Here is a 25,419-nt window from a genome sequence, read left to right as displayed (position 1 = left end):
CCGGACTGGCATCGGAAAAGCGATTGGAGTACGATGGACAGGGAAACCCGGTCGGGATCGGGGAATGAACGAGAAGCAACGAAAAAGAAGCATGGGAGGAGAAACGGCATGAGTGAACAATTCCGCGCGTTTTGGCTGGAGGAGAATGACGGAAAGGTAAGCGGCTCCGTCAAACAGATCGGAACGGAAGATCTGCCGCAGGGCGAGGTGCTTGTCCGCGTGCATTACTCGGACGTCAATTACAAAGACGGACTCGCCAGCGTCAAAGAAAGCCGGATCGTCCGGGAATATCCGTTTATTCCCGGGATCGATCTGGCCGGCGAAGTCGTCGCTTCCGACGACGAGCGCTTTGCGGCGGGCGATGGGGTGCTGTGCACCGGTTACGGCCTGGGCGTATCGCATTTCGGCGGTTACAGCGAGCTGGCGCGCGTGCCGGCCGACTGGCTGATCAAGCTGCCGGAAAGCTTGACTGCGCGGGAAGCGATGATTATCGGCACAGCCGGCTTTACGGCCGGCATGTCGGTGGAAGCGATTCTCGGCGCGGGCGTCACGCCGGCAGACGGTCCGGTGCTTGTGACCGGCGCCACGGGCGGCGTCGGCAGCGTCGCTGTCGCGATTCTGGCGAAGCTCGGCTTTGAAGTGACGGCGAGCAGCGGCAAAGAGCGGGAGTGGGAGCTGCTGAAGAAACTGGGCGCGGCGCATACCATTTCGCGCGAAGAAGCGCAGGCCCCGTCCAAAGGGCCGCTCGGCAAAGGGCTCTGGTCCGCGATCGTCGACCCGGTCGGCGGCGCGGGTACCGGCGAGCGGCTCAAAGCGATCCGCTATCGCGGCGTGCTGGCCCTGTCCGGCCTGACGGGCGGCGGAGACTTCGGCACCAGCGTCCATCCGTTTATTCTGCGCGGCGTAACGCTGGCCGGTATCGATTCCGTGCAGTGTCCGCTGCCGCTGCGATTGGAGATCTGGAACAAGCTCGCTTCGGATTGGAAGCCGGATGCCGTATTCGAGCAGGCCGTGAGCGAACTTGGCCTGGAACAGCTTCCCGATGCGCTGAGCCGCATCCTGGAAGGCCGCGCGGTCGGCCGCCAACTGGTGCGGGTCGGCCGTTAACGCCTCCGGAGTCCGAAAGCCTTGCGGTCCGATCTTGATTGCGGTAAACTCAAAGATCGAACAAGAATCGCCTGGTTCAGGGCGAAGGCAAACGGAGGAATTCATCATGTCATCCGATGTACCGGTATATTTATTGTCCGGCTTTCTCGGCAGCGGCAAAACGACGCTGCTGCAGCGGCTGGTTGCGTATTGGCAAGAAATCGGGCTCAGGCCCGGCGTTATTATCAACGAACTGGGCGAAGTCAATCTGGACGGGCTGCTGGTCGAAGCCGAAGTGCCGCTGGCCGAGCTGCTCGGCGGCTGTATCTGCTGCTCGGTACGCGACGATCTGGCGGGCGAACTGGCTGCTCTGGTGCAGCGCGACCGTCCCGACGTCGTCGTGATCGAAGCGACCGGAGCGGCGAATCCGATCGACCTGCTCGACGCCGCGACCGAAACGGCGATGTACGCCGGCATCGATCTGCGGGGCTTGATTACCGTGGCGGACGCCGCTCACCTGCTGGAGATGCACCGCAGCCGCGGCGGAAAGACCTATGCGCTGATGCAGGACCAGCTGCGCTGCGCTTCCGCCGTGATCCTCAACAAGGTCGACCGGGTAAGCGAACAAGAAGCGGACGAGCTGGAAGCGGCGATCCGGGGTTGGAACGCTTATGCGCCGATCGTGCGCAGCGTTCGCTGCGAAACGGAACTTGAGCCGCTGCTCGGCACGGCGTTTGCGCCGGAACAAGCGGAAGCCGGGAAGCTGACCAAAACGCCGGCCGGCTTCGCCATGCTGGGTTCGGGGCACGAGCATGTCACTTCGTATACGCACCGCTTTCGCGGACCGGTCGACAGCCGGCGTTTCGAAGCGCTGATCGCCGGGCTGCCGCGCGAGATTTACCGGGCCAAAGGACTGCTGACTTTTTCCGATACGGCCAGCCGTTTTTTGTTCCAGTATGCGTTTCGCGAGCTGGACTTTATCAAAGTTACGCCTCAGGGCGATCTGCGGGATATGGCTGTGTTTATCGGCGAACACTTCTCGGCATCCGAACTGCGCAAACGGTTGGAAGAGCTGGAAACGGAACCGGAGTCCGCACCGGAAGAAAGTTAGCATTTGCAGGCGGTCGTCTCGTAAGGGGTTTCATTTTTGTCGTCTTTCGGGTAAAGAACAGACAAGGAAGCAAACAAACTCTATCCATACACCTGGGAGGAACCCGATATGACGGTTACTACATATAAAGAATGTATCGACGCCTGCATCCGCTGCATGAACGTCTGCAACGTAAGTTACGTTTCGAGTCTGAAAGGACTGGAGATTGTCGAACTTCGCGAATGTCTGCGTCTTTACCGCGAATGCGCCGACCTGTGCGGTTTCGCCGTGCAGGCGATGACCCGCAACAGCCCGTTCGCGGCCGAGATCTGCGAACTGGTTGCAAAAGCGTGCGACGCCTGCGCCGACGAGTGCGCGAAGCACCCTCACGAGCACTGCCAGGATTGCGTCCGCGTCTGCCGCGAGTGCGCGTCCGTCTGCCGCAGCGTGCTGGTTGCCGCTTAAGCGCCAGGACCTTATCGTTCAAAGCTTATCGATTTCTCAGACACGAACAGACCCTTGAACGCTCAGGCGTTGGAGGGTTTGTTTTTTTTGTCAAAAGATAGAGGTTGGAATAAGAGGAATATTGGTTCTATCATTGTCTTATGCAGGCGGTCCGAATGGTTTAAAAGCTCAAATAAACGCAATTGCTTTTAAACGGAAATGAATTCTTCTTTTGGTCATGGACAATATATACGTCAAACAGACAGCATCAAAAGGATTGTTCTTTTAAGGCGGCCAGTGAAAAAGATCTTGCCTAACTCCTCGTGTACCCCTTATAATGACAAACAGATTAATCGGAACAGTCCATGAACGGGAAAGTAGTCGAAAACGAAAACGGGATCAGCGAGCCGGGGCGGTGGAAGCCGGCGCCGTGTTTTGGACGAAGCGCACCCGGGAGACGGCGGTTCGAACGAGTTCGCGCAGAAGCGCGAGCTCCGCGTAGAACCGCCCGGCCAAGACGCCGTTATCGTCTTTCGAGGGGCCGCCGCCCGTTTTCCGATGTGAACACGAAGCGCCGGCTACAAGAGTGGTACCGCGGGAACGACAAGCTCTCGTCTCTTTTTGGAGACGGGGGCTTTTTGTCGTGGTCTGTCCGGTTAGCCGAGAACGATAGAGGGGGAAATGAAATGATGATCAAACAAATCGCCGCCAAGCTGGATGAGCTGCTGGAGTGGGAAGATGGAACGGCCGAGCCGCTGCTGGAACTGCCGCCGGACGCGCAGCTGGGAGATTTCGCGTTTCCGTGTTTCAGTCTGGCGAAAACGCTGCGCCGCGCGCCGCAGCAGATCGCCGCGGATCTTGCTCAGCGTTTCGAAGCGGACGGAGTTCAAACCTCGGCCAGCGGACCGTATTTGAACTTTAAGCTGGATCGCGGCCGGTATGCGCCTCAACTGGCGGAGGAAGCCAAAGTCGGACGACCTTCGTCGATCGGGGACGGCCGCCGGGTGGTCATCGATATGTCGTCGCCGAATATTGCCAAGCCGTTCGGCGTCGGCCATCTGCGCTCGACGGTGATCGGCGCGGCGCTGTACCGGATGTACGAGGCTGCCGGCTGCCGGCCGATCAGCGTCAACCATCTCGGGGACTGGGGTACCCAGTTCGGCAAACAGATCACGGCGTATAAACGCTGGGGCAGCGAAGAGCGGTTGAACCGGGCGCCGATCCGCGAATCGCTCGATCTGTATGTTCGCTTTCACGACGAAGCGGAACGCGACGACACCCTGGAACCCGAAGCGCGCGATTGGTTCCGGCGGCTTGAAGCCGGCGACGACGAAGCCGTCCGGCTGTGGCGTTACTTTGTCGAAGTCAGTCTGGCCGAGTTCAACCGGATGTACGACCGTCTGGGCGTTTCGTTCGACAAAGTGCTCGGCGAAAGCTTCTACAACGACAAAATGGGCGCGGTGGTGAAAGAACTGCGCGAGAAAGGGCTGCTCGAAGAAAGCGACGGCGCGCAGGTGGTCCGGCTGGACGACGAAGAGATGCCGCCGTGCCTGATCCTCAAATCGGACGGCACCACCATTTATCCGACGCGCGATCTGGCGACCGCCCTTTACCGCCACGACGTGTTGGGCGCGGAAGAACTGCTGTACGTCGTCGGCGCTGAGCAGTCGCTGCATTTTCGCCAGGTGTTCGCCGTGCTGCGCAAAATGGAACGGGAATGGGCTTCCTCCTGCAGTCATATCCCGTTCGGATTGATGAAATTCGAAGGCAAGAAAATGTCCACGCGGCGGGGCAAAGTCGTGTTCCTCGAAGAGGTGCTGGACGAAGCCGTCGCCCGCGCTTCATCCATTATCGAAAACAAAAATCCGCAGCTTGCGAATCGCGAAGCGGTGGCGGAAGCCGTCGGTATCGGCGCTATCATCTTCGGCGACCTCAAAAACAACCGGATCGGCGAGATCGATTTCTCGCTCGAAGAAGCCGTGCAATTCGAAGGCGAGACCGGGCCTTACGTGCAGTACACCCATGCCCGGTCGCGCAGCGTGCTGCGCCGGGCCGCAGAAGCCTCAGGCGCCGTTTCTTTCGCCGAAGCTTCGGCCGATTACGAATGGAACCAAACGTCGTGGGAGCTGCTGAAGCGGCTCGGCGACTTCGAAGCCGAGCTTCGCCGCGGCATCCAACGTAGCGAGCCTTCCGTCATCGCCCGCTACGCCCTGGATCTGGCCAAGCTGTTCAACCGCTTCTATCACCACAATAAAGTGCTGACGGACTCGCCGAACGAGCGCGCCGTACGCCTGGAACTGACTCTCCTGACGGCCGATCGCCTGAAATGGACGCTCGACCTGCTAGGCATCCGCTCGCCGGAGGAAATTTAAGCGCAGCCGCTATTCATCGTCCATGTTTGTTCTTCATGTTCCGCAGAGCGGACATCCATTCAGCCTTTAACAGGCTTTTCATGTTCCGCAAAGCGGACATCTCTTCAATCTCTTGAAAGGGTTTGAATTTGGTCTCGGCTTTGCAAGCCGCGGGAGCGAAATATTGAATCCGAACGACATTTGGCTTTCCCTTCCCTTCGAATTCCGTGATTCGAAGGCAGAAAACAACCGGAGAGAGGATTCAATATTGAGCGGATTTTATTATTTTAACGCGCCAAAGTGTAGGTTTCCGTAGGATTGTGTAGGTGAAGCTTAAGATGAGCTTAAAATGTCACGATACCTTACAAACGGAAAGGATTTTACACATGAGCACGACAAAAGGGCAGTCCTCTCTTTTCAGACGCAAAGCGATCAAAGAAGGCCCGAGCAATCTGAAGCGCGTGCTCGGTCCGCTCGATCTGACCACGCTCGGCGTCGGCGCCATTATCGGAACGGGCATCTTCGTTCTGACGGGCGTCGCGGCCGCCAAGTATGCGGGTCCCGGCCTGGTATTGTCGTTTCTGCTGGCGGGCATTATCTGTGCGTTCGCTGCGCTGTGTTACTCGGAGTTCGCTTCTTCCGTGCCGGCTTCCGGCAGCGCCTACACGTACAGCTATACCACGTTCGGCGAATTGATCGCCTGGATACTCGGCTGGGATTTGATTCTCGAATACGGCTTTGCCAGCGCGGCGGTCGCAAGCGGCTGGTCCGGCTACTTCCAGAGTCTGCTGTCCGGAATCGGCATTCAGCTGCCGCATGCGCTGACCGGAGCGTTCAACCCGGATAAAGGGACATATGTCGATATTACGGCGGTGCTGATTACGCTGATTATCGCCACGCTGCTGACCCGCGGGGTCAAAGAAGCGACCCGGGCGAACGGCATCATGGTCGGCATCAAACTGCTGGTGGTGCTGATTTTTATCGGCGTCGGCGTATTCTACGTCAAGCCGGACAACTGGCATCCGTTCCTGCCGTTCGGTTTCGGCGGCGTGACCGCGGGCGCGGCGACTGTCTTCTTCGCTTACATCGGGTTCGACGCCGTATCGACGGCGGCCGAAGAAGTCAAAGAGCCGCAGCGCAATCTGCCGATCGGCATCATCGCGTCGCTGGCGATCTGTACCGTGCTTTATATCGTAGTTTCGCTTATTCTGACCGGTATCGTCCCTTACAACCTGCTGAACGTCAGCGACCCGGTCGCGTTTGCGCTGGAATTCGTCAATATGAACGGGATCGCCTGGATCATCTCGCTCGGAGCGATTACCGGCATTACAACCGTGCTGCTGGTGATGATGTACGGCCAGACCCGTCTGCTGTACTCCATGTCGCGGGACGGCCTGCTGTCTCCGACGTTCTCCAAAGTCAGCGGCAAAAGCGGGACGCCGGCGGCCGGCACCTGGATCTCGGCGGTCGTGATCGCGTTCTTCGCCGGTCTGATCCCGCTCGACCATCTGGCCGAGCTGACCAATATCGGCACGCTGTTCGCTTTTACCGTGGTCAGCATCGGCGTGATCGTGCTGCGCCGCAGCCAGCCGGACCTGCAGCGCGGATTCCGCGTTCCGCTCGTGCCGCTGATTCCGATCCTGAGCGCGGTCGGCTGCGTATATCTGATGTTCCAGCTCAAAGCCTTGACCTGGTACACGTTCCTGATCTGGCTGGTGATCGGCCTGGCCGTATACTTCTCGTACGGACGCCGCCACAGCCTGCTGCACCCGGAAAATGTATTGAAAAAATATTAAGACCGACTGCAATCCCGAACCCCCTGACGGCACTAGGCCGCAGGGGGTTTTTAATAGACCGAAATCGAAATTCTAAAAAATGCTGCAACCTTTTGGAGAACCCCTGCGTCTGGGAGACTGAGAACAAGAAAATTGAAGAGGTGATCATGATGAAAAAAACAATTAAAGCTTGTGCGGCGCTGGTCATGGCCGGTTCGTTCGCTTTTGCCGCTTCGGCATCCGCATTCAGCGACATCAAAGATACGAGCGATGCCAAAATCGCTGCATCTTTGCAGGAACAGGGAATCATGAAAGGGGTCGGTTCCGACCGGTTCGCTCCGGCGCTCGATCTGACCAACGCTCAAGCCGTGCAGCTGATCGTCAGCGCTTTTGGCATCCAGAGCGACGGCGGCGCAGCTTTCAAACCGGGCGCTTCGTTCAACGAGAAAGCCTGGTACGCTTCGGCTTACAAAGCCGCTTCGCAAAACGGAATCCAAACCGTAACGACCAAAGATTCGGTCAGCGCCAAGATTACCCGCGAAGCGTTCGCCAGCCTGCTGCTGGAAGGCGTCAACACAACCGGCGATTACGCGACAACCAAGATGTACCTCGTATTCAAGGATGAAAAAGACTTTACAAGCAAACATGTGGGCGCCGTTCAGACTCTGGGCAACATGAAGATCATCTCGGCGGACGCAGACGGCAATTTCCGTCCTCAGGACCCGATTACCCGCATGGAAGCCGCTCAAATGGTGTATAATGCGATTGAGTTTATCGATCGCGTAAACAACCAGCCAAGCGAAGGAACGGAGGGACCCGAAGTGAGTGTAACGACGGCAACCGAATCGGATGGGCGCGTCAAAGCCACGCTGACCGTATCGCTTCCGAACCCGGGATACGGCCTCAAGATTTCGGACGTCAAGTACGAAGGCGACAAAGCGACGGTGGTTTACACCATCACGCAGCCCGATCCGGGCATGATGTATCCGCAGGTGATTACCGAAGCGACGGCTTCGACTTACCTGAACAAGGCTTATGCCGAAGTGACGGCCGAGCAGGCGGGCGGATCGACTGCGACCGACGCCAAGCTGCTGAAATAAGCCGGTCCATATCGATACGCCAAAAAGCGCTCCTCATTGCGAGGAGCGCTTTTTTTTGCCGAGTCGAGTTCGGGAGGACTGCCCGGAAAAAGCCGGCGCATATCCGGACGCGGCGCAGGAACGGATCAGTCGTTTCCGCCCGCTCCGCCGAAAGCGGCTCTGGCCCGGAAGCCGGAGTCCGGCGTGCCGGTCACCGGAGTGATCGAATCGCCGCCGCCCTGCTGCAGCTCGTACATCTGGTAATAACGGCCGCCGATGTCCATCAGCTCGTCGTGCGTGCCGCGTTCGACAATCTCGCCGCGGTGCAGGACGAGAATCTGGTCGGCGCTGCGAATCGTGGACAGGCGGTGCGCGATGACGAAAGTCGTCCGGCCTTTTTTCAGTACGCCCAGAGCCGACTGGATCAGCGCTTCGGTTTCCGTATCGATATTGGCTGTCGCTTCGTCGAGGATCAGGATCGCCGGATCGAACGCGAGCGCGCGGGCGAACGAGATCAGCTGGCGCTGCCCCGCGGACAGCGTACTGCCTTTTTCCACCACCGGTTCGTCGAAGCCGCCCGGCAGGTCGGCCAGAATCTTGTCCGCGCCGACTTCGCGCAGCGCACGGTCGACGCGTTCGCGGGTAATCCGCTCGTCGCCCAAACTGACGTTCGAAGCGATCGTACCGGTGAACAGATAAGGGTCCTGCAGCACAATGCCCATATGCCGGCGAATCCACTGCTTCGGCAGATCGCGGACGCTCTGGCCGTCGATCGAGATGCGCCCTTTTTGCGGATCGTAGAAACGGAACAGCAAATTGATGATCGAGCTTTTGCCGGAGCCCGTATGCCCGACGAGAGCGACTGTTTGTCCCTGCGCCGCTTCGAACGAAATATTTTTCAGGACGAAGTCTTTTTTATAAGCAAACGAAACGTCTTCGAATACCACATTGCCTTTGTAGCGCGGCATCTCGCCGTCGGTGACGGCTTCGCCCGGTTCGTCCAGCAGCTCGAACACGCGGCCGGCCGACACCATGGCGGAATCGAGCGAAGCCAGCTGGTTGACCATGCCGGTGATCGGCTGGAACAGCCGGCCGAGAATATCGACGAACGCGTACAGCGCGCCGAGCGTGATAATCGAGGTACCGTCGATCGTCGACGAACCGAAATACCAGATCACGACCGTAAACGAGAAATTCCGCAGCACGCCGACCAGATTGTGCGAAGTGAGCGAGTTGAGATTGACCATTTTGTTCTGATGCTTCATATAATCGCCGTTCAGCTCTTCGAATTCGTCGCGCGTCTGCTGCTCGCGGCGGAAGACGCGGATGATCGACATGCCCTGGATCGATTCGTTGATGATCGCGTTCAGCTCGCTGAGCCGGGAACGGATAATCGTGTTGTATTTGGTCGCCACTTTGCGGTACAAATAGATCCACAGCACGATAATCGGGACCACGAACAGCGAGACCGCCGCCAGGCGCGGGTCCAGAATGAACAGCGCCACATAAATGCCGGTGATATAGACGATGCCTGTCGTAAAGTTCGAGAGCACCGCGATAAACAGGTCTTTGACCGCTTCCGTATCGTTGGTGACGCGGGAGACGACTTTACCGGCCGGCAGATTGTCGAAAAAGTGGACCGGAAGCCGCTGGATATGCGCGTACAGATCGAGCCGCAGCTTCTGGATGACCCGGTTGGCCGAAGATTGCAGCCAGTAGGTTTTGCCGAATTCCATGACGATCGAGATCGCCAGAAACAGCAGGTACAGCAGAATCAGGCGCACGATGCCCGGAATCTCCGGTTCGTAGAAGTCGAACAGCTGCTGCTTGGTGAGCTGCGCGGCGGGATACGTATCCGTGCCGTTTGCCGTGACGATCGTCAGCGTGCCGTCGGCGAAGCTGCGGTCGCCCGCCGGCTGCGCAACGGGCCCGTCGACGAATACGAAGCCGCGTCCGACCTGGAGAATGCGCACTTCGCGGCCTTTCGTTTCGTTTTCCGCAAAGCGGTCGCCGCGCTTGAAAGTCGCACCGTCGTACGCGACGGAATCGCCGCCGGTGTCCTCCGTTTCGTAAAACGGATTCTCGATGCCCATCATATGGTCGTCGATCATCATTTTGGCGATAAACGGACTGGCGAGCTCGGCGCCGACGCCGATGGCAAGCGCGATAATCGCGACGATAAACGTGCTTTTGGCGGTCAGTGCGTACTGGAACAGCCGCCTGGTAATCGTTTTGTTTTGCAGGGAGCCGGTATCCGGCTGCTGCGGATTATTAGTTGTCATGATTCGGCTGCGCCTCCTCGGAGGAGAGATTCGATTCCACCTGCTGCCGTTCGTACTGCTCGGCGTACCAGCCGCCCAGCGCGACCAGTTCGCTATGCGTGCCTTCTTCGACGATGCGTCCTTTTTCGAGCACGACGATATGGTCGGCATGTTCGACGGCGGACAGGCGGTGAGTGGAGATCAGCGTCGTTTTGCCGGCGCGTTTCTCGCGGATATTCGTAATAATGCGGGCTTCGGTGCGGGCGTCGACGGCGGACAGCGCATCGTCCAGAATCAGGATCTCCGGCTCGGCGATAAACGCCCGGGCCAGCGATACGCGCTGCTTCTGGCCGCCCGACAGCGATACGCCGCGTTCGCCGACGCGGGTCTCGAGACCGTCTGACAGCGTTTCGAGATCGCCTTCGAACGCGGCCGTGCGAATCGATTCCATAATGTCGTCGTCGCTCGCGTCGTGCTTACCGTAGCGGATATTTTCGCGCACGCTTTTGGAGAACAGGATTTGTTCCTGCGGCACATAGCCGATCCAGCCGTGCAGCCGGTCTTTGGCGATATCTTCGATCGACTGTCCCGCCAGCAGCAGATCGCCCGAGCCCGTCGGATATTCGTGCAGCAGCTGCTTGAGCAGCGTCGATTTGCCGCTGCCCGTGCGGCCGACCACGCCGAGCGTTTGTCCGGCATGGAGCTTCAAGTCGATCTGTTCCAGATTGTCGACGACCGAAGTCGGGTAGCGGAACGTGACGTCGCGGAATTCGATCGAATCCGGAGCGGATACGTTCGCGGGCTGCTCCGGATCTTGGATATCGGCTTTGGTAAACAGCACTTCGTTGACCCGGTCGAGCGAAGCCCCGCCGCGCTGCATAATATTGATCAGCTCGCCGATCGCGAACATCGGCCAGATCATCATGCCCAGATACATATTGAACGTGACCAGGTCGCCGAGCGTAAGCTCGCTGCGGAAGACGAGGTAGATGCCGTACGCAAGGCCGATCAGATAGCTGAGACCGACGCACAGCCGGATAAACGGTTCGAAGATCGCGTCGACGCGAGCCACCGCCAGGTTTTTGCGGTATACGTCGTTGGTAATATCCGCGAAGCGCTTCTCGTCGAGACGTTCCTGCACATAGGCGCGAATCACGCGCACGCCCGCTACCGACTCCAGCACCTGGTCGTTCATATCGCCGAACGAGTCCTGCGCGACCGTATAGCGCTGGTGGATGATCTTACCGTAGATACTCATGCCGATCGCGATAAACGGCAGCGGAATCAGCGCGGCGAGCGTCAGCTTCCAACTGACGATAAAGCCCATGGCCAGCAGCACCGTGAGCAGGAACACGGTGGAGTCGGTGAGCGTCAGCATGCCGAATCCGGCCGTCATGGCGACGGCGCGCAGGTCGTTCGTCGCGCGGGCCATCAGGTCGCCGGTCCGGTTCCGCTCGAAGAACGGAGGAGTCATGCGCAGCAGATGCGCCATAAAACGGCTGCGCAGCAGCCGTTCGACGACGTTGGAGCCGCCGAACAGCTGGCGCATCCATATGTACGTAATGCCGTACATCACAGCCAGCAGTCCGAGGATGCCGCCGATATACATCCAGAGGCGCTGCGAAGTAATCAAACCTCCGGCAATATCGTCGACCGCGGTCCCGATCAACCTAGGAGGAAGCAGTTCGATAAAGCCGACAATAATCAGGAAAAAGACCCCGATCGCATAACGCCTTTTTTCACGGCTGAAAAACCAGCCCAAGTTGCGAAGGACGGAAAACATTCCATCACTTCCTTTCTTCTTCAGATGGATTTACCAGGGCGAGTTTTGAGACATGCCCTAATCATTTTTACGAAAAAAACCGCAAAAAAAGCATATCGCGCAGCGATATGCTTGAAACCGATTCATATGGCGTACGAGGGCGAAGCCCACCGACGCCTTATTCGTGTACCGGGGCGGACGATCAGGCCTGGAGCAGGCGCAATCCGCAGTCCGGGAAACGCCAGACGGGAGCTTCAACGATATTCGGTTGGGAAAGGGCGCGCTGCGTCGAATGATGGCCTTTGAAGCGGACGGCAAAGCTTTCCTTGAACGTAAACATCGAATTCACTCCTTTCTGCTGGTGATGATCGTAAAATGATCTCGTATGCTCCCGATTGTAGCATCGAATTTTTGAGGAAGTCAACGAAAAAGTTTTAGAATATGAAAAAAATGTGAATGCACGGTGTACGGCGGGAGGCGGGAAGAGAGCGGTTTCCCGGACGATCCGTTTGTTCCGCGCGTCGTTCTGCGTTATGATAAAACGGTAAACGGAAGCGGCCGGAAGCACGATCCGTCCCGATCTTTCGAAGAAATCTGCGCAGCCGCGCGAAGGAGGACGAACCCTGATGAGAATCAACGTTTCGCCGGAGGCGGCCGGATGGTACAAAAAGGAACTGGAGCTGGGCAGCGGCGATTATATCCGCTTCTACGCCCGGTACAGCAATACCAGCGAGATCCATCCCGGCTTTTCTCTGGGCATCGCGACGGTGGAGCCCGAGAATCCCGCGCTGACCCAATCGTCCGAAGGCATCACGTTTTACATGGAGGAACGGGATCAGTGGTATCTCGACGGCTACCGCTTGAACGTGACTTATTTGCCGGAACACGACGATATTGTGTACGCCTACGAGCCCGAACAATAAGCGGCCCGGGCAAAACGGCGCATCCAAAAAAAGACGAACATCCGGAATTCCCGGTTGTTCGTCTTTTTGCATATCCACCCGGTCAAGCGGCGGCGCGCGATGTGCGGGACAGCCGCTTGGTCCGGTTAAAGCTGGGCGGTTCCTTCGAGCGCGAATTCGAAATCGTCGATATCGAATACCTGCACCGGCACGGCGGCGGAAATAATGCGCTGAATCATTTCGAGCTGATCGGTCAGCACGGGCGCTTCTTCTTTCAGCGCCGACAGCAGCACTTCCGTTTCGATCGGATCGAACAGCTCGCCGTAATGCGCGTTGTCCACCGCATTTACGATCGTGAGCTTCACCATGTCGCCGAGCAGGATCGGCGAACTTTTCGCCCACGGAATCGACAGCGCCTTCTGAATTTTTTTCTTGTTCAGCGGCTCTTCGAAGTAAGCGATCAATTCTTTGACTTTTTCTTTGACGTAGTGGTCGTCTCCGGGCTCGTTCATCAGCGGCTCGGAACCTTCTTCGAATTCGTAAAGTTCCAGTACGGTCGTGTAAGGAACGATATATTCGACCGGACGGTTCGCCGAGAGCAATTGCCCGTAGATGGCGACCATGACGGCTTCAATGACGAATCGTTGAGACATAAGCAGCGGTCCTCCTAGCGGCCGGCCGATCCGTTTTGTTTCGGCCCTGCCAAATCCTCGTTATGAGGGAAGTATAGCACATGACGACGGCGAAAACAGCTTTTTACAGACGGTTTTGGCTTTTGGAAGCCCTCTGCGCGATATGTTCGGCAATGACCCCGCCGTGCTTTCGTCCGCTCTCGATAAATACTTCGTTGGCGTTGCGCCCCGAAGCGATAACGCCCGCCACATACAAACCGGGAACGCCGGTCTCCATCGTATCGGGATTGAACACGGGCTTGTCCAGATCGTCGGACATCTGCGCGCCGGCTTCGGTCAGCAGCTTGCGGTCCGGCCGGAATCCGGTCATCGCCAGCACGAAATCGTTGCGGATGCGGTTTTTCTGCTCCGGTCCGCGCACGATCACGTAATCTTCGCCGATTTCGGTCAGCTGCGAGCCGAGGTGCAGCGTGATTTTGCCTTTTTCCACCATGCTCTCGAACAGCGGACGCACCCAAGGTTTGATATGCTGCGAGATTTCGGTCCGGCGGTAGATCATATCGATTTTCGCGCCGACCCGGATCAATTCCAGCGCCGCGTCGACCGCGGAGTTGCTGCCGCCGACGATCGCCACGTTCATTCCGGCGTAAGGATGGGCTTCCCGGAAGTAATGGGTTACTTTTTCCTTGTCTTCGCCGGGAATGCCCAGCTCGTTCGGATGGTCGAAATAGCCGGTCGAGATGACCACGCTGCCGGCTTCGTATTCGCGCTCGTTGCCCGCGCGGTCGCGGGTGCTCACCCGGAAAGACCCGTCGGGCTGCGGACGCACCGACAGCGCTTCCTCGTAGGAAGAAATGCGCAGATCGTGATGCTTGGATACTTTGCGGTAGTAAGCGAGCGCTTCGTGACGGAAAGGCTTTTCATTCGGCGACGTGAACGGCACGCCTCCGATCTCCAACAATTCGGCCGTACTGAAAAACTGCATATTCGTCGGATACAGGTAAATCGAATGCACCACATTATGCTTTTCGATGATCCGGACCGACAGCCCGCGGCGTCCGCATTCGATCGCGGCGGACAATCCGCACGGGCCGGCGCCGATAATCAAAACGTCTTCTTTTTCCATTTCTTTGTTCGTTCCTCCTCGGTTATTCGCGCTGCTTGCGCATACTGCCGATTTTCCCGGCAAAACGCGGCTTTCTCTTTATTATCGCGCAAACGTCCGGCATCGCGCAAACTCTGCGGATTCGTTTTTTTGAAAAAAGAAGTTGACAACCTTTTCGCCTCTCCGCTAGAATGTGGGCAAATGCCGACGAAGGAGGAGATAACAATGCGCAAACTTAATTCGATTGTCCCTAGATGTCGCAGTCTCTCCTCCGCGTCCGGCGAAACGAACGGAATAAGCGGCGGCTTGTAACGCTTCAGGCGGCGATCGGCGAATGGTCCGATCGTGCTCGAGCGCTGCTGCCGCGGCGCGTTCGTCCGCATAGACGGACACGCCGATCCGGCAAATGCGGGCAGCCCGCCGTTTCAGTCGAAACGGTCCCGGGCGCCGCAGCCGGAACAGCCGGGGAGAGACCTCCCCGGCTTTTTTGCGCGCTTTTTTCGGCGGGCTCCGGGGAGAATGTCGGATGGGCGAGCAGGCCTTGCCCGCGCTGCACAGCAAATCTAATTTCCCCGGAGGCATACATGAACGAAACGACAAATCAAATAAAGAATGAAATCAAGAACGAAGCCGCACGTTTTCCACACAATTTCGGCTGGAACGACGACTGGCAAAAAGTCTGGGAAGCAGCAGACTTGGATCGCACCGGCTGGACGCCCGTGCGAATGACGGCGGATTTCGGCCAGCAGTTCAAAGTCGCGACGGAGTACGGCGAATACACGGCCGAGAGCAGCGGCAAACTGCGTCATCAGGCCGAAGAAGGCCGCGATCTGCCGGCCGTCGGAGACTGGCTTGCGGCGGAGCTGCTGCCGGGCGAGCGCAGAGCGCGGATTCACGCCGTGCTGCCCCGCGGCAGCAAGATTTCCCGCAAAGCGGCCGGAGCGCCGGTGCGCGAACAAATTATCGCCACCAATGTCGATACGCTGTTTATCGTCAGCTCGCTGAACGGCGACTTGAACGTCCGCCGGATCGAACGCTATCTGATCATGGCCTGGAACTCGGGCACCCGGCCCGTGATCCTGCTGAGCAAAGCCGATCTGTGCGACCGCGATACGCGCGTCGCGGCGGAATCCGACATCGGCCGCGCCGCTCCGGGCGTGCCGGTGCACGCCGTCAGCGCTCAAACGGGCGAAGGAATGGACGAGCTTGCCGTTTACCTCGGCGAAGGGCAAAGCTGCGCGCTGACCGGCACGTCCGGCTGCGGCAAATCCACGATAACGAATGCGCTGGCCGGACTGGATGTACAGCGGACAAGCGAGATTCGCGAAGGCGACAGCCGCGGCCGGCATACGACGACGCACCGCCAGATGTTCGTTCTGCCGGGCGGCGGGGTGCTGATCGACACGCCCGGGATGCGCGAGCTCCAGCCGTGGGAAGACGAAGAAGACGGTCTGGCGGGCACCTTTGCGGATATTGAGAGCTTGTCCGGCGGCTGCCGCTTCCGCGACTGCACGCACAGCGGGGAAGAAGGCTGCGCGGTGCGGTCGGCGATCGAAGACGGAGAACTGGAAGCCGGCCGGTTGAACAGCTATCGGAAAACGCAGCGCGAGCTTGCTTTTTTGGAACGCAAAGAAAAAAGCCGTCCTTCGTCCGGCCGCGCTGATGGAAGCAAGCGGGATCGGAAAGAGCGGCGCAATAAAGACTGGATGAAGGACGAATAAGTCCGGTATTTTCTTGAAGGATTACTGCCTGTACTCGACTGCGCCCGGAACGTTTCAGTAAGCGGACGGCGCGAGCGCCTTTTTAAAAGAGGATGCCGCGCCGTCCGCTTCTTTGCGCTGCGCGGAGCGGGGAGCGGCGGCGGACCCGGACGTCCGGCGGACGTTCTCGGAAGAAGCGGGAGCGGCGGATTCGCCGCTTTGCCGCGCCTGCTTGAATTCGGCGATCGACTCCAGGAAACGGTCGAACAGCGGATTGCTGTCGGACGGTCCCGGCGCCGCTTCGGGATGGAACTGTACCGAGAAAGCGGGCGCGGTTTTGTGCTTCAAGCCTTCGACGCTGCCGTCGTTATTGTTGATATGCGTAATTTCGAGTTCGGTACCGTCCAGACTTTCGTCCAGAACGGTGTAGCTGTGATTCTGCGACGTGATCAGGCAGCGGCCCGAAGCCACTTCTTTGACGGGATGGTTCGCGCCCCGGTGTCCGAATTTGAGCTTGGTCGTATCTGCGCCGCATGCCAGTGCGAACAGCTGGTGCCCGAGGCAGATGCCGAACAGCGGCAGCTGTCCGATCAGCTCGCGCACCGTTTCGATTGCCTGCGGAACGTCTTTGGGATCGCCGGGGCCGTTGGACAGCAGTACGCCGTCCGGATTGAAGCGGCGGATATCCGCGGCGGTCGAATCGTGGGGAACGACGACCACGTCGCAGCCTCTGTCGTTCAGTTCGCGCACGATGCCCGTTTTGCTGCCGTAGTCGACGACCACGATACGCTCGCGCGTACCCGGACTGCGGTAGGCGCGGGGAGTCGAGACGAGGCTGACCTGGTTGCGGGGGGCACGGGCTGCCTGCAGGATTTCCAGCAGTTCTTCCGGCGCGGCCGCGCCCGTCGTAATGAGTCCGCGCAGCGTGCCGTGATTGCGCAGACGGCGCGTCAGCATGCGGGTATCGATATCGGCGATGCCGGGAATCTCGTATTCTTTGAGGAGCGTGCCAAGATCCGTTTCCGAACGCCAATTGCTCGGAGCGGTCTCGTAGCGGCGGACGGCGAAGCCCTGGATCCAAGGGCGGATCGCTTCGAAGTCTTCGCGGTTGACGCCGTAGTTGCCGATCAGCGGCTGCGTCATCGTGACGATTTGTCCGCAGTAGGACGGATCGGACAGCACTTCCTGATAGCCCGTGATGCCCGTATTGAATACGACTTCGCCGGTGGTTTGTTTATCGCTGCCGAACGACTTTCCTTCGAACAGCGTGCCGTCTTCCAAGATCAGTCTGGCTTTCATATCGTTTCCCTCCCCAGGATACTCTCTGCTCTATATGATAAAACCCGATCGCGAGGCTGCTTGAATAACGTAAAAAACTTCTCGAATTTTCTTTAATTAAATATACATCATTAAGAATAATTATGCAAACTATTCGATTAAAAAAGCGGGCAGCTCCGCAGCTTGTCCCGCTTCGGGCGCTTTGCCCGGACCGATATTAATAAGCCAGTCTGGAATACACAACCCGGCTTTCCCTGCGAGTTTCGGATCGCGAAGGCTGAACGACCCGGCCCGCCGCCGTATCGATTTCAATGTAACGATCCTGCTCGCAGTCGTATTCGACGAGGAAATGATGCGTCGTGGCGCAGCCCGTGCACATCACGCGGCCTTCGAGCAGCAGCTTATCCGGTTCTTTGGACAGCAGCTGCATCAAAGCGACCGGACCGGCGATATAACGCGCGCCGTCGGCATCGAAAGTTCCGGTGCATTCGAACGTTCTCAAACAGCTCTGGCAGGTGCAGTTCTTTTTCAAAAACATGTCGCGCTCCTCCTTTTCGCCGGCAGTGGATAGAACAGGGCGGACGAATAAAATTTATTTGCGTTCCCGTGTTTTTTTACTTGACAAAATATTACCACGGGTTTTTTGATTGAAACTCTTTGCAAAAAAAATCGTTCTCCGCTGTGCCTATACGTGTATCGCTTGCCAAAACGGGTATTGATATAGGATGGACGACATCCCTACGAAACAGGAGTGAATAAAACCATGAAAACGAATACGGAAACAGGCTCCGGGGACCGGGTCCGTCTGGACCGGATCGACACCGATTACAGCAGCGCCAAGCGGCCTTCCGAGGACGACATCGAAGCGGAAAAGAAAAAATTGAGCCGTAAGCTCGAGCATCTTCAGGAAAAGCTGTTTGCCGGCCGGAACCGTTCCGTGCTGTTTATTTTCCAGGGTATGGACTGCAGCGGCAAAGACGGAACCATCAACCATGTGTTCTCGGCGGTGAATCCGCAGGGTGTGCAGATCCACAGCTTCAAAGCGCCGACCGACGAGGAACTCGGGCACGACTACTTGTGGAGAGCGCATCGCTACGTGCCGGAACGCGGCTATATCGCCGCTTTTAACCGCTCTTATTATGAAGACGTGCTGATTACCCGAGTACACGGAACCGTGGATGAAGACCGGGTTAAGAAGCGCTTCGGTCAGATTAACGATTTCGAGAAAATGCTGGCGGAAAACGGCGTCGAGATCGTCAAGATTTTTTTGCATATCTCCAAAAAGTTCCAGCTTGAAAAATTGATCGCCCGCATCGAGAATCCGCATAAGAACTGGAAATTCGATCCGAGCGACCTGGCCGAGCGCAAGCATTGGGACAAATACCAAGAGTGCTATGAAGACGTGCTGAGCGAATGCGCGAGCAAAAAGCTGCCTTGGCACATCGTGCCGGCCGACGATCGCGCCATGCGCGATCTGTCCGTGCTCAAGATCGCCGTCGATACGTTGGAAGGAATGGATCTGTCTTTCCCGCCGCCGGTGCCGGAACTGCAGGACCTGCTGCCCGAGCTGCACAAAGAACGCGACGCCGAAGCCGTAAAAGGCGATTAAACCGCGGTACCGACGGTTTTTGACAGAAAGGTAAAAAAGCGAAATAGCGGCTCGACTGGGCGGTTCGCCGTTCGACTGAAGGGTCGTTCGGCCGACCGGAGACGGGCGAAAAAGAAGCTGTCAAAAATTTAGCAAGGAAGCGGCCGAATAAATTGAACTTGCTAACAAAAAGCGGTACAATCGAGAAGTAAGCGCTTTGTTCACCATTTTGTAAAAAATCATGTATTATCGGAATCGGCTTTTGCAATCACAAGACGGAGGGTGGCAGCGATGACGAAACAATTTTCGAGCACGCATGAGCCATGGGAAAAGTACTATGGTCCTAACCTAGGATACGTACAGGAACAGTATGAACGCTATCTGGAGGATGCGGCTTCGGTCGAATCTTCTTACCGGGAGTTGTTCGAGCGCTTCGGCGCGCCGCCGCAGGATCGCGCGGCGCAGACGCCGCAAGCCAGCGCGGGAGCGACTGATTCGCAGTCGTTGAAGAAAGCGGTTGCAGCAAGCAAGCTGGTATGGAATATCCGTACCTACGGTCATCTGGCCGCCGATATCGATCCGATCGGGCTCGACGCCAGACCGGAAGTATCGTTCCTCAACCCGAGCGAAGTGGGCTTGACCGAGGAAGACCTGGCTTCCCTGCCGGCTTCCCTGATCTGGGAAGACGCGCCGGAGGGCGTCGCTACGGGACTCGACGCGATTCGCCGGCTGAAGCAGGTATATACCGGCACGACCGCCTACGAGTTCTCGCACGTGCACGACGAGAAAGAACGCGAATGGCTGAACGCCCAGGCCGAAAGCCACGGCGCGGCGGGCGAATTGTCCGACGAGGAACGCAAAGCGCTGCTGGAACGCCTGGTGCAGGTCGAGCAATTCGAAGAATTTTTGCACCGGACTTTTGTCGGCCAGAAACGCTTCTCTATTGAAGGAATCGATATGCTGGTGCCGGTTATGGACGAGCTGGTGCGCGGTTTCTCCAAAAGAGGCGCCGAACACGTATTGATGGGGATGGCGCACCGCGGACGGTTGAATGTGCTGGCTCACGTGCTGGGCAAACCGTACGGACGCATCTTCTCGGAATTCCATCACGCGCCGAATAAAGATCTTATGCCTTCGGAAGGCTCGATGGGCATCAACTTCGGCTGGACGGGCGACGTCAAGTATCACCTGGGCGAGAAACGGGAAATCGGCGAGCAGGGCAAAACGCGCCTGACGCTGGCCAACAACCCGAGTCACCTGGAGTACGTCGATCCGGTTGTCGAAGGATTCGCCAGAGCGGCCCAGGAAGACCGCAGCGAGCCGGGCTATCCGAAGCAGAACACCAACAATGCGGCTTCGATTCTGGTTCACGGCGACGCGGCGTTTCCGGGCGAAGGCGTTGTGGCGGAGACGCTCAACTTCAACCAGCTTCCGGGTTACCAGAACGGCGGGACGGTACATATCATCGCCAACAACCGGCTCGGCTTTACGACCGAAAGCGGCGATTCCCGTTCTACGCATTACGCGAGCGACCTGGCCAAAGGCTACGAAATTCCGATCGTGCACGTCAATGCGGACGATCCGGAAGCGTGCATCGCGGCCGCGCGCATGGCGTGCGAATACCGGACTACTTTCAAAAAGGATTTCCTGATCGATCTGATCGGCTACCGCCGCTACGGTCACAACGAAACGGACGATCCGGAAACGACGCAGCCGCTGATCTACAAAAAGGTCAGGGAGCACGGCACCGCTGCGACTATTTTTGCAAATAAATTGAATAAAAGCGGTTTGATTGGGGAGAACGGTCTTTCCGATATCCGCGGACGCATCACGGATTTGTTCAAAGAAGAGTACGAGCAGATGAAGAACGGAAAAGAAAGCGAAAGCCATCCGTTCCCGTTTGCTTCGAACATCGACGAAACGCCGCTCGAATCGGTAGTCACGGCCGTCGATTACGATACGCTCAAGACGATCAACGCCGAGCTGCTGAAGCGTCCGGAGACGTTCAATGTGTATCCGAAGCTGGAACGGATTCTCCAGCGCCGCGAGAACACGCTGAACGAAGGCGAGAAGGTCGATTGGGGACAGGCGGAAACGCTGGCGTTCGCTTCGATTCTGGCCGACGGCACGCCGATCCGCATCAGCGGACAGGACGCGGAACGCGCGACGTTCGCGCACCGGAACCTGGTGCTGCACGACGCGAAGACGGGGGAAACTTACTGCCCGCTGCATGCGCTGCCGCAGGCCAAAGCGTCGTTTGCAATCCACAACAGCCCGCTGTCCGAAGCGTCGGTAATCGGCTTCGAATACGGCTATAATGTATACGCTCCGCAGACCATGGTCATCTGGGAAGCGCAGTACGGAGACTTCGCGAACGCGGGGCAGGTCCTTATCGACCAGTTCGTGCTGCCAGGCCGTTCCAAGTGGGCGCAGAAATCGAGCCTGGTTCTGCTGCTGCCGCACGGCTACGAAGGACAGGGGCCGGAACACTCCAGTGCCAGACTGGAACGGTATCTGCAGTTGGCCGGCGAGAACAACTGCACGATCGTCAGTCTGACGAGCTCCGCGCAGTATTTCCATCTGCTGCGCCGCCAGGCCGCCATGACGAATCGCGAAGACGCCAAGCCGTTGATCGTGATGTCGCCGAAAAGCCTGATCCGGAATGCGCGCGTCGCTTCCGGAGCCGATGAATTCACGGAGGGCGGCTTCAGAGCCACCCTGCGGCAGCCGGGACTCGGCGAATCGCCGGACAAAGTCCGCCGCGTACTGCTGTGCAGCGGCAAAATCGCGGTCGAGCTCGAAGACGCCATTGCCAAAGAAGCGGACGCCGATTGGAGCTGGCTGCATATTTTGCGCGTCGAGCAGCTGTATCCGTTCCCGGCGAGAGAAGTGTCCGAGTTCTTCGGAAACTTCAAGAATCTCGAAGAGATTCAATGGGTTCAGGAAGAACCGCAGAACATGGGCGCCTGGCGTTATATCGACCCGAATATCCGGGCCGCCGCTCCAAAAGGCATTGAAGTCGTGTATACCGGCAGACCGGAACGTTCCAGCCCGGCAAGCGGCTACCAGCACGTTCACGTTTTCGAACAGCAGAAGATCATCCAAACGGCCCTGGGCCAGAATTCGACCAAAAAAACTCAAACGACTTTAGGGAGGTAGCGCCGTGAGCGACATTAAAGTACCTGAAATGGGAGAGTCCGTCACCGAAGGAACGATTCTGCGGTGGGTTGTCGCCGAAGGCGAAGCCGTACAGCAGGGCGACGTTCTATTGGAGCTTGAAACCGATAAAGTCAATTTGGAAGTAAGCGCGGAATCGAGCGGTTTGCTCGAAACCCGTCTGCGCCAGGAAGGCGACACCGTGCAGGTCGGCGAAGTTATCGGCCGCATCCGCACCGGCGACGCTGCGGGCTCGACGACCGGATCGGCATCCGGTTCGCTCGGCGAAGAACAGGCGCCTGCGCCTTCGGCTCCGCCGGCCGCACAGGGCGCTCCGGCAGCGGCGCTGCCGTCCAGTCCCAAATCCGCCGAAGCGGCGAGCCCGCCTCCGGCCGAAAGCGGCGACGCCGCGGCCAAAGCTTCGCCGGCCGCGCGCAAACTGGCGCGCGAACGCGGCGTCGAACTCGGCAGCGTGCCGACGGGCGATCCGATCGGCCGCGTATACCCGAACGACGTGAAGTCGTTCGCCGAAGGCGGCTCGGCCGCTCAAGGACAGCCGGCTCCGCAGCAGCCGGCGCCTCCGGCTTCGCAGCCCCCAGCTCCGCCGAAAGCGCCGGCGCAAGCACCGTCTGCCGCCGACCCGCTGAAGCCGGTCGAACGCCAGCGCATGTCGCGCCGCCGCCAGACGATCGCCAAACGTCTGGTCGAAGCGCAGCAGACCGCCGCGATGCTGACGACTTTCAACGAAGTCGATATGACGGCGATCCTGGATGTGCGCAAGCGCCGCAAAGACGCATTCAAACAGAAATACGAAGTAAACCTCGGTTTTATGTCTTTCTTCACCAAAGCGGTTGTCGGCGCGCTCAAAGCGTTCCCGGCCGTCAACGCGGAGATCGACGGAGACGATGTCGTCTATAAAAAGTTCTACGATATCGGTATTGCGGTTTCGGCGAAGGAAGGCCTGGTCGTTCCGGTCGTACGCGACGCCGATCGTCTCGGATTCGCCGAGATCGAACGCAAGATCGGCGAACTTGCCGGCAAAGCGCGCAGCAACCAGCTGGCGCTGTCCGATCTGCAGGGAGGCACGTTCACCATTACCAACGGCGGCGTATTCGGCTCGCTGCTCTCGACACCGATCCTGAACGCTCCGCAGGTGGGCATCCTCGGGATGCACAAGATCCAGCTGCGTCCGGTCGCAATCGACGAAGAGCGGATGGAGAACCGTCCGATGATGTATATCGCCCTGTCTTACGATCACCGTATCATCGACGGCTCTGAAGCCGTCAGCTTCCTGGTCAAAGTCAAAGAACTGCTCGAAGATCCGGAATCCCTGCTGATCGAAAGCTAAGAGTAAACGTTAAAAAAACCTCCTGTATTCCAATGGAATACAGGAGGTTTTTTTATTTTCCCAAAAGGTCAACGTTGCAGGGGGAGAAGTTCTCGGCACGAGCTAAAGCGGCTTGGGCGCCGCAAGTTTTCGGCTTCGATAATACCGGTAAAGATGCACAACCACAATTTTAACGACCATGTATACCGGAATGATAATCAAAATAGCAAGGAATCCGCCGATCACGCCGCTGCCGAGCAGCAGGAACACAGTCGTAAGCGGATGGATATCCAGAGCTGAACCGTAAATAACCGGAGAAAGCAGATTGTTGCGCAGCATCTGGCCCAGCACAATCACGACGATAATCCAGATGACCGAAGCCGGCGAGTCGATAAAGCCGACAATCACTACCGGCAGCGCGCCGAGATAGACGCCGATATACGGAATCATATCCGTAAAAATAATAAACAGTACCAGGAGAAGCGGATAAGGCACGCCTACGATCAGAAAGCCGATCAGATCGAAAACGCCGACGCAGGCAGCCAGCAGGACCCTGCCGACGATAAATCCGCTTAACGCCGTATCGATATCGACCGCCATGCCTCGCATCACGGGACGGTAACGGTAAGGCACTCCTTTAAGCAGGAAAGCATAACCTCTGCGATCGTCTTTGAGCATGAAATACAGGATCATCGGCACAGTTGAAACAACGAGGAAAATCCAGGCTACTACCGAAAGAGCGCTGCTCAAGTAATTGCTCACCGAGTTGATTACATTCTCCAGATAACCGGACAACTGCTGGGGAATATTCAAACCGACATCGATATCGTTGATTCGGGTTCCCCAGACTTCCTGTTCCTGTAAGCGCAGCAAAAGCAGTTGAAGCTGATTGGAGAAGTTCTGCGCCAGCTGAGGCAGATTGTTGGTGAAGCCGATAAACTGGTTGCGAAGAATCGGCCACACCCATAAAGAAAAGCCGACGATCACTCCGACCGCCACCGCGTATAGAAGAAGAATGGACCAGGGACGGCGAATCTTCCACTTGTCCAGGCGCCGGATAACGGGCCGGAACAGATAATATAGAAACAAAGCCAGCGCAATAGGGAAAAAGATCAGGCTGAAAGCCGCTTTAAGCGGCGCCAGAACAAATTGAAGCTTGGAGAGCAGAAACAAAATAAGCAGAACCAAAACGATATGTATGCAGGTGCGCGCAAACTTGTCTTTTTGAAACATGATTTCCTCCTTAGTCGTTTACTGATGAACGAAATTTTGAGATTTTTTAAAAAGAAAGCGTTTCAATTATAAGTTGAAAGCTTTATAAAAAGATGAGCGCGCTTTCCAATCGCAGGCGGAAAATATTCTTCGTTCATTATACCCCAAGTTTTCTACCCGCAATCGCAAAAGCCGGAAAAAGAATCAGTATATCGTGCGCTCAAAAAAATATAAATATAGGTTGCATTCGTTTTTAATAAGTGTTAACCTATAAACCTAGCCTGTTTGGTTGGCGCCAATCGCAAAGCGCTTGGAAAGCCGGCTTTACAGACAGTTTGTTCTTTGAAAACTGGATAGTGAAGAGGAGTTAGGAACGAAAAACGCTGACCCTTTGGGCAAAGCGATTTGAGTTCCCGCAACGAGCGATAATCTTTTGATTATGATCTCGTTGCGATAGAGAATAAAGGTTCTTGAGCAATCGAGAATCGCCACGTTTTAAACGAGCACATGGTGCTTTTCAAGTTCACAAGCTTCCAAACATCGCTTTGGTCCAAATTAGTGCCCTTAGGGGTCCGCATTTGGAGTCGCGATGCAAACGGAGTTTGCATTGGAGAGTTTGATCCTGGCTCAGGACGAACGCTGGCGGCATGCCTAATACATGCAAGTCGAGC

Annotated in this window: 20 protein-coding genes and 1 rRNA gene; 12 read left to right on the top strand and 9 right to left on the bottom strand. The window is 57.4% G+C overall.

The window, feature by feature from the left end; all coding sequences use genetic code 11:
- Window positions 1-108: 108 nt before the first annotated feature.
- The 6 genes from QWJ34_RS12680 (at window position 109) to QWJ34_RS12655 (ending at window position 7,846) form a co-directional block, all read left to right on the top strand.
- The gene (locus tag QWJ34_RS12680) at window positions 109-1,107 is read left to right on the top strand and encodes an acrylyl-CoA reductase family protein (RefSeq protein ID WP_302728262.1); all 999 of its coding nucleotides are present in this window, start codon (window positions 109-111) and stop codon (window positions 1,105-1,107) included.
- 106 nt (window positions 1,108-1,213) lie between these two features.
- Entirely contained in the window at window positions 1,214-2,197 is a 984-nt protein-coding gene (locus QWJ34_RS12675; RefSeq protein ID WP_302728261.1) for a CobW family GTP-binding protein, read from the top strand.
- Window positions 2,198-2,305: 108 nt separating this feature from the next.
- The gene (locus QWJ34_RS12670) at window positions 2,306-2,641 is read left to right on the top strand and encodes a four-helix bundle copper-binding protein (protein ID WP_302728259.1); all 336 of its coding nucleotides are present in this window, start codon (window positions 2,306-2,308) and stop codon (window positions 2,639-2,641) included.
- A 665-nt stretch (window positions 2,642-3,306) separates the two neighbouring features.
- The gene (gene argS / locus QWJ34_RS12665; RefSeq protein WP_302728257.1) at window positions 3,307-4,992 is read left to right on the top strand and encodes an arginine--tRNA ligase; all 1,686 of its coding nucleotides are present in this window, start codon (window positions 3,307-3,309) and stop codon (window positions 4,990-4,992) included.
- A gap of 365 nt (window positions 4,993-5,357) precedes the next feature.
- Window positions 5,358-6,767: a branched-chain amino acid transporter BcaP gene (bcaP, locus tag QWJ34_RS12660; protein WP_302728255.1), complete on the top strand. Its 1,410-nt coding sequence runs from the start codon at window positions 5,358-5,360 to the stop codon at window positions 6,765-6,767.
- A 149-nt stretch (window positions 6,768-6,916) separates the two neighbouring features.
- A complete protein-coding gene (locus tag QWJ34_RS12655; protein WP_302728253.1) occupies window positions 6,917-7,846 on the top strand; it encodes an S-layer homology domain-containing protein in 930 nt (309 codons plus the stop codon).
- Window positions 7,847-7,971: 125 nt separating this feature from the next.
- Here QWJ34_RS12655 and QWJ34_RS12650 read toward each other — a convergent pair whose 3' ends face one another.
- From QWJ34_RS12650 to QWJ34_RS12640, 3 genes are all read right to left on the bottom strand, one after another.
- Window positions 7,972-10,107: an ABC transporter ATP-binding protein gene (locus tag QWJ34_RS12650; protein WP_302728251.1), complete on the bottom strand. Its 2,136-nt coding sequence runs from the start codon at window positions 10,105-10,107 to the stop codon at window positions 7,972-7,974.
- Window positions 10,097-11,869, bottom strand: coding sequence for an ABC transporter ATP-binding protein (locus QWJ34_RS12645; RefSeq protein WP_302728249.1), 1,773 nt, complete (start codon window positions 11,867-11,869; stop codon window positions 10,097-10,099). The genes QWJ34_RS12650 and QWJ34_RS12645 overlap by 11 nt, the downstream gene beginning before the upstream one ends.
- 181 nt (window positions 11,870-12,050) lie before the next feature.
- Window positions 12,051-12,188, bottom strand: coding sequence for a hypothetical protein (locus tag QWJ34_RS12640; RefSeq protein ID WP_302728247.1), 138 nt, complete (start codon window positions 12,186-12,188; stop codon window positions 12,051-12,053).
- A gap of 286 nt (window positions 12,189-12,474) precedes the next feature.
- Here QWJ34_RS12640 and QWJ34_RS12635 point away from each other — a divergent pair, with 286 nt between their 5' ends.
- A complete protein-coding gene (locus tag QWJ34_RS12635) occupies window positions 12,475-12,771 on the top strand; it encodes a HesB/YadR/YfhF family protein (protein ID WP_302728245.1) in 297 nt (98 codons plus the stop codon).
- Window positions 12,772-12,896: 125 nt separating this feature from the next.
- Here the strand turns inward: QWJ34_RS12635 and QWJ34_RS12630 are convergent, their stop codons facing one another.
- The 3 genes from QWJ34_RS12630 to QWJ34_RS12620 all read right to left on the bottom strand — a co-directional run bounded on the left by QWJ34_RS12630 (window position 12,897) and on the right by QWJ34_RS12620 (window position 14,870).
- Window positions 12,897-13,403 (bottom strand): ADP-heptose synthase, encoded by a 507-nt coding sequence (locus tag QWJ34_RS12630; protein ID WP_302728243.1) that lies wholly within the window; start codon window positions 13,401-13,403, stop codon window positions 12,897-12,899.
- 103 nt (window positions 13,404-13,506) lie between these two features.
- Window positions 13,507-14,508, bottom strand: a complete 1,002-nt coding sequence (locus QWJ34_RS12625) for a YpdA family putative bacillithiol disulfide reductase (RefSeq protein WP_302728242.1) — start codon at window positions 14,506-14,508, stop codon at window positions 13,507-13,509.
- Entirely contained in the window at window positions 14,487-14,870 is a 384-nt protein-coding gene (locus tag QWJ34_RS12620; RefSeq protein WP_302728241.1) for a hypothetical protein, read from the bottom strand. Before QWJ34_RS12620 ends, QWJ34_RS12625 begins: the two co-directional genes overlap by 22 nt.
- 201 nt (window positions 14,871-15,071) lie before the next feature.
- On the opposite strand from QWJ34_RS12620, the gene rsgA reads away from it, so the two are divergent.
- The gene (gene rsgA / locus QWJ34_RS12615; protein WP_302728239.1) at window positions 15,072-16,208 is read left to right on the top strand and encodes a ribosome small subunit-dependent GTPase A; all 1,137 of its coding nucleotides are present in this window, start codon (window positions 15,072-15,074) and stop codon (window positions 16,206-16,208) included.
- A gap of 54 nt (window positions 16,209-16,262) precedes the next feature.
- On the opposite strand, the gene QWJ34_RS12610 is transcribed toward rsgA, so the two are convergent.
- Both QWJ34_RS12610 and QWJ34_RS12605 read right to left on the bottom strand, forming a co-directional pair.
- The gene (locus tag QWJ34_RS12610; protein WP_302728238.1) at window positions 16,263-17,486 is read right to left on the bottom strand and encodes a carbamoyl phosphate synthase small subunit; all 1,224 of its coding nucleotides are present in this window, start codon (window positions 17,484-17,486) and stop codon (window positions 16,263-16,265) included.
- Window positions 17,487-17,682: 196 nt separating this feature from the next.
- Window positions 17,683-18,003: a hypothetical protein gene (locus QWJ34_RS12605; RefSeq protein WP_302728236.1), complete on the bottom strand. Its 321-nt coding sequence runs from the start codon at window positions 18,001-18,003 to the stop codon at window positions 17,683-17,685.
- 225 nt (window positions 18,004-18,228) lie between these two features.
- Here QWJ34_RS12605 and QWJ34_RS12600 point away from each other — a divergent pair, with 225 nt between their 5' ends.
- The 3 genes from QWJ34_RS12600 (at window position 18,229) to odhB (ending at window position 23,557) form a co-directional block, all read left to right on the top strand.
- Window positions 18,229-19,074 (top strand): PPK2 family polyphosphate kinase, encoded by an 846-nt coding sequence (locus QWJ34_RS12600; RefSeq protein ID WP_302728235.1) that lies wholly within the window; start codon window positions 18,229-18,231, stop codon window positions 19,072-19,074.
- Window positions 19,075-19,344: 270 nt separating this feature from the next.
- Window positions 19,345-22,212, top strand: coding sequence for a 2-oxoglutarate dehydrogenase E1 component (locus tag QWJ34_RS12595; RefSeq protein ID WP_302728234.1), 2,868 nt, complete (start codon window positions 19,345-19,347; stop codon window positions 22,210-22,212).
- A gap of 4 nt (window positions 22,213-22,216) precedes the next feature.
- On the top strand, window positions 22,217-23,557 hold the full coding sequence (gene odhB / locus QWJ34_RS12590) for a 2-oxoglutarate dehydrogenase complex dihydrolipoyllysine-residue succinyltransferase (RefSeq protein WP_302728232.1): 1,341 nt from the start codon (window positions 22,217-22,219) through the stop codon (window positions 23,555-23,557).
- 102 nt (window positions 23,558-23,659) lie between these two features.
- Here odhB and QWJ34_RS12585 read toward each other — a convergent pair whose 3' ends face one another.
- A complete protein-coding gene (locus QWJ34_RS12585) occupies window positions 23,660-24,769 on the bottom strand; it encodes an AI-2E family transporter (protein WP_302728230.1) in 1,110 nt (369 codons plus the stop codon).
- Between the two features lie 583 nt (window positions 24,770-25,352).
- Between QWJ34_RS12585 and QWJ34_RS12580 the strand changes: the two genes are divergently transcribed.
- A 16S ribosomal RNA gene (locus QWJ34_RS12580) occupies window positions 25,353-25,419 on the top strand; the annotation flags it as partial.

The organism is Saccharibacillus sp. CPCC 101409 (assembly GCF_030518235.1).
GTDB lineage: Bacteria > Bacillota > Bacilli > Paenibacillales > Paenibacillaceae > Saccharibacillus.
The sequence above is the reverse complement of the archived record's forward strand: the minus strand, read 5'-3'. Positions and strand labels throughout refer to the sequence as shown.